The organism is Rectinema subterraneum (assembly GCA_009768935.1).
Lineage (GTDB): Bacteria > Spirochaetota > Spirochaetia > Treponematales > Rectinemataceae > Rectinema > Rectinema subterraneum.
Genome location: WESA01000006.1, coordinates 1 through 12,744 on the forward strand (window position 1 = coordinate 1; position 12,744 = coordinate 12,744).

Genomic DNA, 12,744 nt, shown 5'->3' on the forward strand with positions numbered 1-12,744 from the left:
GATGAAATAAACCAGCTATTTCACCTGATGTAAAGACTTATTGAGTTGGGCAATGTCAGGCTACTGCGGAATCATGGAGGGCATTGTTTTATAGCACAAAAGATTGTGAATAGCAAGCATTGCCCGCTTGCACGGCTGGCGATTTATTTTCATAATAGCGACGCATTCCAATTTATGTATCCAAGACGGAGATATCGATGCCGACCATAACCCCGAGAGTCCTTAAAGGTTTCCGTGATTTTCTGCCCGACGCGGAGATGGCGCGAGCTTCTCTTGTAAAGAAGCTCGAACAGGTATTTGCATCATTCGGCTTTGTGCCGATAGATACGCCCGTCCTTGAGTATGCAGAAATTCTCCTGGGCAAAGGTGGAGGCGAAACCGACAAGCAGGTGTACCGCTTTCTCGATCATGGAGAGCGGGATGTTGCCATGCGCTTCGATCTCACGGTTCCTTTCGCGCGATTTATGGCCGAGCATGTTGATGAACTGTATTTGCCATTCCGGAGGTACCACATTGCAAAAGTCTGGCGCGGCGAAAATACGCAGCGCGGCAGATACCGCGAATTCATGCAATGTGATTTCGACATTGTCGGTACCGATTCTGCGTCGGCCGATGCAGATATTGTGCTTACCGCCGCACAAGCTATGACAAAACTCCAAGTCGGCGATTTCAGCCTCCGGGTCAACCACAGAGCTCTTTTCAACCGATTCCTGGCGCATATCGATGCGTCTGACAAATCGGTCGATATCCTGCGGGCAGTCGATAAGCTCGAAAAGATTGGACAACAGGCGACAGCCAATGCGCTCTCTTCGCTTGTTGGCAGCCCTCTGGCAAGCGATATTCTCGAATTCATCCGCAAAGAGGATTCTTTCGAGGCGACTCTCGATAAAATGCACCGCTTTTGCGCACAGAAGGACCAGGCTGCGGATATGGCAAAAGACCGAATGCTCAAGATTATGGAGTGTGTTTCTGCTGCAGGTTTCGAGAACCGCATGGTACTCGACCCCAGCATCACGCGCGGACTTGATTACTACACGGGCATGGTGCTGGAAACCACTCTTGCTGCCCTGCCCGAAATCGGCTCGGTTTGCTCGGGCGGCAGATATGATGAATTAGCAAGCCTCTATACCGACAAAAAACTCCCAGGCGTTGGCGCTTCTGTTGGCCTTGACAGGCTTATGGCTGCGCTGGAGGCAATCGGCAAGCCTGTGGTGTCCGACGAATCCACCCAAATCCTCATTATCAATCAGGACGATATTCAGCTGCCGGAAATGCACAGACTTGCCAATTTGCTGAGAGCCGATGGTTTCGCGGTCGAAGTTTTCCCGGAGCCCAAAAAGGTAGTCGCGCAATATACCTATGCAGAGCGAAAGCACATTCCGCTCGCGCTTTTTTTAGGTAATGCGTCCAAGCCCTATACTCTCCGCGTTCTTGGCCGCCGCGAAAATATTGAAATTGCCGATTTTTCTGCTATTGGCGATGCCGCAAGGAAAGAGCTTGATGGCTCGCGATGACGCAAAGCCCCTCGAAGGCGACCAGCTGCACAATAGCTCCCCCCTCGAAGGCAGCCAGCTTCTCGACGGAAGCGTGCGATCCTTTGTTGTCCGCTCCGGCAGGCTGACCGAAGCCCAGCGACGGGCAATCGAGGTCTGGGGACCAACCTACATCATCCCCTTCACCCCCGTTCCGCTGGATTTTGCAAAGCTATTCGATGAGCAAAGACCCGTTATCCTCGAAATCGGCTTCGGGATGGGCCAGGCAACCTGGCAAATTGCCAGAGACAGACCGAACTACAACTACCTTGGCATCGAAATCCACGCGCCCGGTGTAGGGAGACTCATCATGGATCTCCGCGAGCACAATATTGCCAATGTGCGAATTATCCAGCACGATGCGCTGGAAGTGCTGCGCACGGCCATTCCTCCGGAAAGCCTTGCGGGCCTGCACATCTTCTATCCTGACCCGTGGCCAAAAAAACGGCATCACAAGCGCAGGCTCATGCAAAAGGCTGTCATATGCTTGATGGCAGAAAAGCTTGCATCAGGCGGCTATCTCTATTTTGTCACCGATATCGAGGAATACGGCGAATTTGCAAAAAATGCGCTCGAATCCTGCAAACTGCTGGCGAACCGCTATGAAGGCTTTGCGCCTCGCCAGGACTGGCGCCCAGTGACCAAATTCGAAGGCCATGCAAATGAATCAGGTCGAAACGCATTCGAACTCATGTTTATAAAGAGCTGAAAAAATCATTCAGCCTGCGATAGAGCAAGCCAATTTTATCTTTGAGCTCGGCCTCAAGCCCTAAATCCTTCGCATAATCGACAAGCAATTCTGCGCTTGCCAGGCTCTGATTCAGGGCCTCCGAAAACGATCGGGTCGGCTGGAACCAGAAATTGCCTGCTTCGTCCGAATAAAGGCCAATGAATCCCAGCTTTCCAGTCTTTCCTACCTTTGTGACATGCAGGACTGAGCCAAGGGAATCTGCGAGCTCCTCAAGGGTGCGCCTTCTTTTTTCCAGGCTGTCTTCTTCGCTCTCGCTTTTATCCGCTTCAAAAGAATAATTCTTGTGCTTTGGCCAACCCGAAGAAAGATCTTTTTCGATATCCATCCATTTGAGAGCCTTCAGCACAGTGGAAAATTTTTCGTTTCCGAAAAGCTGGTACTTGCCCCATTCGATTTTGGCTTTGAGACCTTTTCCAAGATCTTCATCTGCGGGACCTATCTGCGAAGCGATACGCTTCAGGCGATTCCAGTCTAGTACAACCGTTCGCAAGGACGGTTTCTTGCCCTCGATCGGGAAAACCTCCCCGCCCAGAACAAGCGATTCGAGCTTTTCTTTCTGGGGCAGGTCATGGCTGGATATTTCGGATTTTCGTCCGCCTCTCTGGCTTTCTTTATGATTTCGACTCCGGTATGCATCCCTTTCTCTGCTGCGCGGAGGCATCGATGTTTTCTGCCTGAGGCGTATCAACTGATCTGCAAGCTCCGGAGAAATGCGATACAGCTGGGCTTTCGATAGCGGCGAGACCGACATCGCATACATCCTCGTTGTCCGCACGATTTCGCCTGCGACGATAAAATCAGCATCCTGTCTGAACATGACCGATCCAGGGTGTATCTGTATTCTTTCCGCAGTAAGGGAGCGGAACATCCCCCGCCCCTGCCTTGCGCAGACAAACTGGATGAGGCCCCTGCTTACCGCGCAGATATAGTCAGCTATCGCGCCCCCCGAGCCAATGGGCACGCCAAGATCGGACACAATCAGCTCAAGCTGTTCCCGGATCCGCACAATTTCATGTAGTGTGCGCTCATCTAGATAATTGCGCTCGCAGAATCTGGTTTTGTCCCGCGCAGCTACAAATGCTTCATAGAGCCGCAAATACGATGCAAAATCGCCCATTGGGTCCCGGAACTGATGATGCGCAGCGCGCGCTTCCGTCTCCTCGCCAGGCGGCAAAATGTAAGGGCTGGTAGTGGAGAGAAAGGCAGATGCAATCAATGTTGCGGCTATCACATCGGGATATTTCAAAATAGCTTCAACTATCATACGGGAAAGCTTGGGCAAAAGCGGAAAGGCACACATCATTTCGCCGATGCGGGTGAGGGTACGGTCAGGGTTGAGCGAATCGAGCAGATTCAGCACTTCGATTGCGCCTCGAATGGCGCTTTTGGGCGGCCTAGTGATGAAATCGAAATGCTCGAAATCCGTAATGCCGAGCTCTGCCATGCGAAGCAGGACTTCCGAAAGATCGGTGCGATGAATTTCTTCGGTCGGATACAATGGCCTTGACTCAAAATCCTTAATCGAATAAAGCCTGTAACAGATGCCGGGCCGCGTACGCCCCGCTCTTCCCTTCCTTTGGTTACAGGATGCCTTGGAAATGGGGGTTTCGATAAGACTGGCAGTAAAAGTCTTTGGGTTGTAATAATTTATTTTGGCAAGGCCTGAATCGATGACGACTGTGATGCCGTCGATGGTAACGCTTGTTTCCGCAATGTTCGTTGCGATAACTACCTTGATTTTTCCGGGCGGCGGATCATCAAACACGCGCTCCTGTTCATCTTTGCCGAGACGCGCATACAGGGGAATACAGTATAATTTTGCTGCCCAGCGGCTGGCTATTAGCTGTTGCAGGCAGCCTTTTATGGTTTTTTCTCCTGGAAGAAAAATAAGGATATCGCCTGGTTCGGCTCCTGCATCGCCATCGAGAACTCTGCCCACAATAGAAAGAATCTTGTCGTAGAGCGCGTCATCGGAAGAACGATAGTAGCCGGCTTCATGCTCGCCTGCTGGCTGCGGCAAATCCGAAACAGGTTTTATTGCATCGTACACAACACGAACAGGAAACATTGGAGCATCGATGCGAACAATCGGGCATTCCGAAAAATATTCCGAGAAGATCTCGGCATTGATCGTGGCTGATGAAACGATAACGCGGAACTCACTTCTGGCTTCCAACACCTTCTTGAGAAGTCCGAGGATAAAATCGATATTGAGACTTCGTTCGTGAGCCTCATCTACCATAATTACCCCATAGCGGGAAAGAAATGGATCAAGCTTCATCTCCTGCAGCAGGATGCCATCGGTCATAATCTTTATTACTGTATTCGACGCGGTGGCATCTTCAAAACGCATCTTATAGCCGATAATTCCAGGGATAGCGCTCCCCAGCTGGCGCGCAATAAAATCGCTCACTGAGAGCGTAGCAATGCGGCGAGGCTGCGTCACACCGATAATTCCGCGGGCTGCATATCCTGCTTCATACAGAATGATTGGAAGCTGTGTGGTTTTGCCTGAGCCTGTCGGGCTTTCGACTACAATGACCTGATTCTTCTCGAGCGCATCGAGTATTTTCGCCCTTTGCTGATAAATGGGCAGATCGTGAGGATTCATCATGTCGTTAGTCTAATATTTGCGACCGAATTAAGCCAGTATGCAGCTTTTCCGGACAGGGACATTTCTGCTAGAATGTTGCCATGCATGCCGATGACTGGCTCGCCGATTCTGTACAATCTTCCTCGCCACTCAGCGTCTCACAGCTGACACTGCTCATAAAGAACGATCTGGAAAATAAATACCCCGATGTAACCGTAGAGGGAGAAATATCGAATTGCAAGGTGGCCGCCTCTGGCCATCTCTATTTTTCTCTGAAAGATGACCAAGCCGTATTGCAGGCCGTCATGTTCAGGCGAGATATGCTCGCGCTGTCATTTGTTCCTCGCGATGGGATGAAAGTCTGGGCGCGAGGCGGCATTTCAGTCTACGCAGGCAGAGGACAGTATCAGCTTATTGCAAGAACGATGAGAGCTGCCGGGCTTGGCGACATTCTTGCCATGCTTGAGGAGCGAAAGCAGAAGTTTGCAAAGGAAGGCCTTTTCGATCAGGACAGAAAAAAACAGATCCCTGCTTTTCCTGAGCGAATTGCAGTAGTTACCAGCGCAACAGGAGCTGCGATACGGGATATCATCCATGTGTTGCGCAGGAGAAACCCCAAAGCACACATTATTCTGCTTCCGGCAGCCGTGCAGGGGGAAGAAGCTGCCGCATCGATTGCAGCGCGAATACGGCAGGCAAACCAGTGGAGCATTGCGGATGTGCTCATTGTAGGGCGAGGCGGCGGTTCCATCGAGGATCTGCTGCCGTTTTCAGAGGAAATTGTCGTTCGCGCAATTGCCGAATCCCGCATCCCTGTCATCAGTGCAGTCGGTCATGAGACAGACTGGGCTCTTTCCGATTATGCTGCCGATCTGCGTGCTCCTACCCCATCCGCAGCAGCCGAAATGGCTAGCAAGGATCTTGGCCTTGTCCAGAAGGAAATCGAGCATTTTGAAACGGTCCTCGCGCAATCGATGCGGCAGATAATTGAGCATGCGCGGCAGCGCCTTTCGCTGGTGTCCCCACGCAGCATGGAAAGCATGCTTGTTCGTCGCCATATGCTTCTGATGCAGCGCTTCGACACGGCAACTGAAGCGATCGAGCAGGGCATGCGCAGCAAAGTCGATGCCTTCAGCCATCGCATCGCGCTTGCTGCAAGTGCGATCGAGCTTTCCAACCCCAAAGCAATCATGAAACGGGGATTTTCTATAGTGCGCAAAAGCGCTGAAATCATTCGCTCTGCAGAAATGATCAAACCTGGTGAAGAAGTGCACATATCATTTTACCGAGGCGAAGCGAACGCATCGATATTGAGCGCACAAGCCGAAGATGCAAGGAGCAAAAACGATGAAGGACTTTGAGAAGAAAATCGCAAGACTTGAACAACTCGCCGAGCAGATGAGAGATACAGATCTTCCGTTGGAAAAATCGTTTGAGATATTCGAAGAAGGCATCACCCTTGCTCGATCCCTCAAGAAAGAACTTGATGAGCTGCAGGGAAAGGTCGAAGTTTTGCTCAACAGTCTGGAAGAAGACGAATCTCCGCGCACAGCCGCGTTCGAGGATCAAGCGCAGAACATTCAGCCATAGAATTGATTTTGCTCGCCCATGCTCAAATTCAGAGCATGAGCAGTTTTTACATTTTTTGCTGCAGCGCGGAAAAAGCAGCCTGCACAAGCGGCAAAAGCGACCGATCCGAGTCCGCAAGGTCCATTTTCGTGATCGATTCGAATGGAAGCCAGGCAGCCTCCGAGTGTTCATTCAACATCGCTACATCTTTCGGCTGCATGCGTATTTCCCATGCGGCGAGAATGCGCATTCTCCCTCTATGAGCAAACATGGTCTCGCCAAGATACCTGACCACTTGTATCCTGGCGCCAAATTCCTCAAGAAATTCCCGCTCAAGCGCTTCTTCATCTGTTTCTGTTTCTTCCACTTTGCCGCCAGGAAATTCCCAGCGGTAACTCATTTCTGTATCATCCTGCTTTCGCCGCGCGAGAAAAAAAAGCGAACCGCTCGCAGCGATTCCAGCAACTGACCGCTGAAAAGAGTCTACAGGTCCTCGTTTTTTAGATGATGTCATATATCTGCCATTATTGCGCCTTCAAGCAATCGAGCTGCCATGAGCTGATACGCGCACAGGTTCGTGCCAGCTCCTCTGGATTGAACCATCCCTGGGCATCAAAAAGACTGCGCCCTGCAGCGGCATGCACAAGTACCGCGCTGATAATCGCTGCCGAAAGGGGATCTTTCCACATGCCGTGATCCCCCTCATTGAGCTCTGATGCGGCGCGAAGCTCTCGTGCTGCGCGCCACCTTGCAAGAAACCCCCCGGCGAGCCCGGAAAGCACGTCTCCTGAGCCGGCAACCCCAAGCCCTGGCGTGCTACCGTCGCAGATTGCGCATGATTCATCGGGGAAGGCAATATGCGTTGTGGATGCCCTGAGCGCAACAACAATCCCGAATTTTTGCGCGAGCGAGCAGACTTGATTCACCATTCCCGATGACTGAAATTGCGCTGCTTCTTCCTGGCTTATGAATTTTTGGAGCGCAGAAAATTCTCCCGGATGAGGTGTCAGAACAAGCGGAGCCTTAAAAAAACGTAGAGTTCCGTTCCGCGAATGCTGCTCTGCAAGATGTGCAAATAGCCGAACTCCGTCAGCATCGAGAATTATTGGAGTTTTCGATTGGAGCAGCCGAGCAAGCTGGCCCTCTCTTTTTTCTCCGATTCCCCATCCTGGGCCAATGACCAGTGCGTCCCATTCTTCGGCGGAAAAAGTATCGTCGGAATATACTCTTACAATCGCATAATCGCCAAGAGCAGAAAGGTACGCAGAGTAAAGCTCTTCGTCGCAATACAGCGCAATATACCCCGCCCCGGAAGCTGCTGCACCGCGCACGCAATGCATTGCAGCACCAGCGCCGGCCGCACTTCCTGCAAAAATTGCCACCCTGCCTCGCTGCATTTTATGCGCCCATGGCGAAATCGGCGGAAGAAACTCGGGAAGATCAGCACTTTCAATTTCCCATACTCGGGGATGTGCCTCGTTTGGCCATAACGGGAAAATCCCTCCTACCGGTATGATTTTGCCAGCATAGGGCCTCGCGGCATGCATGAAAAGGGCTTCTTTCATCGGCTCGATACAGAGCGTCGCATCTGCTTGGACGCATGGAAAGCCTGGTTCCCACTCATCGCTCAAGCCTGAGGGCACATCTATCGAAAAAAGATAGGGGAAATGGCTTTTCTCTGAAACCGCTGCTTTTTTTGCGCTTGCTAGCGCAGATATCAGTGCTGCCGCGGGTTCTTTTGCCGCTCCTTTAACGCCAGTGCCGAGTACAGCATCCAAGAGAATATCTTGAGCCGTAAGTTTTTTTTCAAGTTCATCCGGGGCGAGATCATATCTGATGATATCGATTCCGCAGCGCTCCGCGCGGCATAAATTCAATCGCGCATTCTCTTTCATTGTCGCTGGATCGGGAATGAATACAGAAAGACGCTGAAAGCCGTCCATTTTCGCATGCCTGAGCATTGCGAGGGCATCGCCTGCATTATCCCCTTTCCCGCACAGCGCAGCTATTGCAATGGTATCTTTGCTCTTGCCGGTCAATGCGCCTAGCGAAAGCATTTCTTGCTGCAATGCGTACCATAGCCGCAATGATGCAACTTCCATGAGTCCATCTGCAGAAAAGTTGAACAGCTCTCGCGTGGAGGCATCCAGCAAGAGCGATTGACTCATCGAAACAAGAGAGCGCATCGAAAAACCTCCGCTTCCACGAGACTTTTCTAACTATACTCGCTGATTCCCTGTATCTGCAAGCAAAACATTATTATCACATGCCAGGGATCTTCCATGCATACATTCGGAGTGCAGAAGGCAGAGAGGCAAGCAAATAGAGGTACCCATCATCTCCAACAGTCATTGCAACAAATGCAGCAGCCTCATCTGGGCAGCGAATGCTCAGTTTTCCAGTTACTTTTCCGCTTGAGTCAAATTTCAGCAACTCTCCTCCAAGGTATTGATCAGCCCAGCGGATGGTCAGAAAACTGTCCTTTTTTGCAGCAACAAGCTGCAGATTGACACCCGTTTCGCTCATACCGCTCTGGAGCGGAAACGCATTGAGGATTGAGCCGGCAGATGCATCAATTTGAAGTATCCATCCTCCTAGCTGATCAATCGACAGAGTGACGCCGGTTCCGACATCATAATTTTCAAGGTAATAATTGATTTTTAAAATCACTTCTGTTTTCCCCGCGACATATGCGGGTATGATGGACTCCAGCGAAGGAATGATCCGAAGGCCTTTCCCCTCCGGATTTTTTTTCAGAATCTGGGCAGGAATCGGCAAAGTATTGTCTTTCAGTTTGAGTAGATGCAGGAAAACGCCATTTCGGTCGTAAAAGTAAACCAGGGTTTCAGTCTCGGAGGCGCATATCACCGCAAGCGTATCGTTTTCTGTAATTTCAAGACGCATTATTTCCGGAAATGGCGAACCAGCTATTCCTTCCTGGCCAAGAGGCCCTAGTTCTTTTCCATTGGCATCGAAACGCCGGACAATTCTGTCCGGCTCGGCTCCATACGCGGAATTTTCAGTGCCATTCGCAGAAACCTGGTTTGACTTCCTGTCCGCGACGTAGAGTGTTTGCCTTGAATCCGCAGCCATTGGCCAGGGATCAACAAAAGAAACCTGAGTCGCAAAGCGGCCCATGTCCTCTTTTGACGACCCAGCATCGATTTTCACATCCTTCAGAATCATCGGCGCACTTCCGCGTGCGGGGTCGTACCACATGGCAAGTGTTTGGCCATATGAGGAAATGCTCAGAATTTTCGCCTCTCCCCTGCTCAGAATATGGAATATGCCTTTGTTGATGGATAATCCAATATTGTTTTTTTCTGATGCCGAAAGATCAAGAGTAAAGTCGGTCTTCCCGTATCCGATATCGAATAGCGCATGCGTCTTTGCTTCATCTGATGATACCTTGCAGCTGGCCAGTACCAGGAGAACCCCGAGAAGCAGCAGAGTCCTTGTGCATCGTCTGTTCATACTCCGGATTATACCATTCCTTGACCCTTTATGAGAACGAAAGTATTCTATTCATTATGTCTGGAAACATTCTTGCAGCCCTCCTGGGCTCAAAAAAAGAAAAAGATATCAAGGCTGTTCTGCCGCTGCTCCATAGAATCAATGAACTCGAACCATGGGCTCTGTCATTGTCGGATGCGGATTTCCCCAAAATGACTACTAAATTCAAAGATCGCCTCTCAAAAGGTGAGACGCTGGATGATATATTGCCGGAGGCTTTTGCGCTTGTTCGGGAAGCGGCTCGCCGAAGACTTGGCGAGCGCCCTTTCGATGTCCAGCTGATTGGCGGAATTGTTCTGCATCAAGGCAAAATCGTCGAAATGAAAACCGGGGAAGGCAAGACTCTTTCATCTGTCACGGCTGCGTATCTCAATGCGCTGACGGGCCAGGGCGTCCATGTCATTACTGTCAACGATTACCTTGCTGAACGCGATAGCCAATGGATGGGGCAGATCTATACATTTCTGGGTCTTTCTGTTGGATGCATCCTCTCGTCCATGGATAATGTGGCCAGAAAAACCTCGTATGCATGCGATATCACGTATGGAACCAATAATGAATTCGGTTTCGATTACTTGCGCGACAATATGGTCTGGTCGCTCGATCAGAAAGTTCAGCGAGGACATGCCTACTGCATAATCGATGAAATCGACTCCATTCTTATCGATGAGGCGCGGACTCCGCTCATCATCTCCGGCCCTGCAGACGACGACACCTACAAAGTGAACGAAGTGAACCGGCTTGCCCTTTCTTTGGTTGAAGCGAAAAAAAATCCCGAAACAGGCGAATATCCCGATGAATCAAAAGGGGAAGTGCTGGAAGGCGATTTCAAAATCGATGAAAAATCGAAACGCGTCATGTTCACCAGCGAGGGCATGAATCATATTGAGTCGCTTCTCCAGAAACGCGGCCTCATTAAAGGCAGCCTTTTCGATCCAGCAAATTTCGAGTTTGTGCATTATTTTACGCAAGCTGTCCGAGCGCAGCGCCTTTTCAACAAGGATGTGGATTATGTAGTGCAGGACAATCAGGTGCAGATAGTCGATGAATTTACCGGCCGCATTCTTCATGGCAGGCGCTACTCCGAGGGTCTTCACGAAGCAATAGAAGCAAAGGAACGCATTAAAATCGCGCGGCGAAATCGCACGCTGGCGACGATTACCTTTCAAAATTACTTTAGATTGTATAAAAAATTAGCCGGCATGACGGGAACTGCTGACACCGAATCGGAAGAGTTTAATAAAATATACAATCTCGATGTTGTTGTCATACCCACTAACAGACCAGTCGTGCGCAGAGACGAAAATGATCTTGTCTATCTGAATGAAACGGAAAAATTTGACGCAATATTGAATGAAATCAAAACCCTGCACACCAAGGGCCAGCCAATTCTGGTCGGCACCGTGTCGATAGAAAAATCGGAAAAGCTTTCCGCCATGCTTACAAAAAACGGCATCCGGCACGAAGTTTTGAATGCCAAGAACCACGCGCGTGAAGCACTCATCATCTCGGAAGCGGGCGCAAAGGGGGCCGTCACCATCGCCACAAACATGGCAGGCCGCGGCACTGATATCAAACTCGGTGGAAATCCCGAATTTCGCGCCCGCAGAAAAGCGGGAACCGAAGCTCCAGAAGAAAAATACAGAGAAGCCCTGCTCCATGAATACGACCTCTGGGCACGCGATTACGAAGAAGTAAAGAGCCTTGGCGGACTTTGTGTCATAGGCACCGAGCGGCATGAATCCAGGCGGATCGACAATCAGTTGCGCGGACGCAGCGGTCGACAAGGCGACCCTGGAAGATCCATTTTTTTCATTTCACTTGACGACGACCTCATGCGCTTGTTCGGCGGAGAAAACTTCAAGCAGCTTATGAGCAAAGCTGGCATGAAACCCGGAGAGCCCATCTATCACCCCCTTCTCAACAAATCTATCGAAAGCGCACAGAAAAAAGTCGAAGAGCGCAACTTTGAAATCAGAAAACATCTGCTCGAGTATGACGACGTGCTCAACAAGCAGCGCAATTTCATCTATGAACAGCGCAATGCCATTCTGGCAGATACCGACCTCATAGAGAGAGTCAGAACTTCCGCAACCGAAATGCTGGAAGACCGAAGCGACCTTCTCGATCAATCCATCAAAGAGAACCAGAACAAAGCGATCGCTGATTTCTGCTCATGGCTGTTCGACACATTCGGCATTGACCTTTCCCCCAAGCAGGTTGCCGATCTGCATCGCTCGGGCACAATTATCCAGGAAATCCAGAAACTGCTGGATCAGGACCTCAGCGCAAAAATCGAATCGGCCGGAGCGGAGAGCCTCAATTTCTTCATTCGATTCTCATATCTTCAGGAAATCGATGAAAAATGGCTGGATCATCTCGAGTCCATGGAAGCGCTTCGCGAAGCCGTATATCTGCGCAGCTATGCCCAGAAGAATCCGCTTCTCGAATATAAGCTCGAAGGCTCGGATATTTTCGAATCGCTCATTCTCTCGATTCGGCACAATATCGCTTCGAAGGTGTTCCGCGTACGAATCCAGCAGAAGGTCGAACAGACTGCGACAATACCATCGCGGGCTCCAAGAATCGAAGTCGCGCAAACGAGCCATCAGTCTGTTGGTTCTTTTGCAGGCGAATCGGAAGCAGTGCGGCAGGAATCCGCCATTGCCGCAGCAGCAGCGCCGCCTGCGGCTACAGTCATCCGGCAAGGCCAGAAAATAGGCCGCAATGATCCCTGTCCGTGCGGCTCAGGGAAAAAATATAAGCATTGCCATGGCCGCTGATCC

Annotated in this window: 9 protein-coding genes; 5 read left to right on the plus strand and 4 right to left on the minus strand. The window is 50.7% G+C overall.

Going from position 1 to position 12,744, the window contains the following annotated elements; all coding sequences use genetic code 11:
- The first annotated feature begins 197 nt into the window (after positions 1-197).
- Both hisS and trmB read left to right on the plus strand, forming a co-directional pair.
- Positions 198-1,514, plus strand: coding sequence for a histidine--tRNA ligase (gene hisS / locus GAP13_RS03010; protein ID WP_158906058.1), 1,317 nt, complete (start codon positions 198-200; stop codon positions 1,512-1,514).
- Positions 1,501-2,241, plus strand: coding sequence for a tRNA (guanosine(46)-N7)-methyltransferase TrmB (trmB, locus tag GAP13_RS03015; RefSeq protein WP_158906060.1), 741 nt, complete (start codon positions 1,501-1,503; stop codon positions 2,239-2,241). The genes hisS and trmB overlap by 14 nt, the downstream gene beginning before the upstream one ends.
- Here trmB and GAP13_RS03020 read toward each other — a convergent pair.
- Positions 2,228-4,897 carry a helicase-related protein gene (locus tag GAP13_RS03020; RefSeq protein ID WP_241864278.1) on the minus strand — a complete coding sequence of 890 codons (2,670 nt, stop codon included), beginning with the start codon at positions 4,895-4,897 and terminating at the stop codon, positions 2,228-2,230. The genes trmB and GAP13_RS03020 overlap by 14 nt on opposite strands.
- 80 nt (positions 4,898-4,977) lie before the next feature.
- On the opposite strand from GAP13_RS03020, the gene xseA reads away from it, so the two are divergent.
- Both xseA and xseB read left to right on the plus strand, forming a co-directional pair.
- The gene (gene xseA / locus GAP13_RS03025; RefSeq protein WP_158906062.1) at positions 4,978-6,237 is read left to right on the plus strand and encodes an exodeoxyribonuclease VII large subunit; all 1,260 of its coding nucleotides are present in this window, start codon (positions 4,978-4,980) and stop codon (positions 6,235-6,237) included.
- A complete protein-coding gene (gene xseB, locus GAP13_RS03030; protein WP_158906064.1) occupies positions 6,224-6,466 on the plus strand; it encodes an exodeoxyribonuclease VII small subunit in 243 nt (80 codons plus the stop codon). Before xseA ends, xseB begins: the two co-directional genes overlap by 14 nt.
- A gap of 46 nt (positions 6,467-6,512) precedes the next feature.
- On the opposite strand, the gene GAP13_RS03035 is transcribed toward xseB, so the two are convergent.
- The 3 genes from GAP13_RS03035 to GAP13_RS03045 all read right to left on the minus strand — a co-directional run bounded on the left by GAP13_RS03035 (position 6,513) and on the right by GAP13_RS03045 (position 9,919).
- Positions 6,513-6,959 carry an NUDIX domain-containing protein gene (locus tag GAP13_RS03035; protein WP_158906066.1) on the minus strand — a complete coding sequence of 149 codons (447 nt, stop codon included), beginning with the start codon at positions 6,957-6,959 and terminating at the stop codon, positions 6,513-6,515.
- Positions 6,960-6,969: 10 nt separating this feature from the next.
- Positions 6,970-8,631 (minus strand): bifunctional ADP-dependent NAD(P)H-hydrate dehydratase/NAD(P)H-hydrate epimerase, encoded by a 1,662-nt coding sequence (locus GAP13_RS03040; protein ID WP_158906068.1) that lies wholly within the window; start codon positions 8,629-8,631, stop codon positions 6,970-6,972.
- 76 nt (positions 8,632-8,707) lie between these two features.
- Positions 8,708-9,919, minus strand: a complete 1,212-nt coding sequence (locus GAP13_RS03045; RefSeq protein ID WP_158906070.1) for an LIC_12708 family protein — start codon at positions 9,917-9,919, stop codon at positions 8,708-8,710.
- 56 nt (positions 9,920-9,975) lie between these two features.
- On the opposite strand from GAP13_RS03045, the gene secA reads away from it, so the two are divergent.
- Positions 9,976-12,741, plus strand: coding sequence for a preprotein translocase subunit SecA (gene secA / locus GAP13_RS03050; protein ID WP_158906072.1), 2,766 nt, complete (start codon positions 9,976-9,978; stop codon positions 12,739-12,741).
- Positions 12,742-12,744 lie beyond the last annotated feature (3 nt).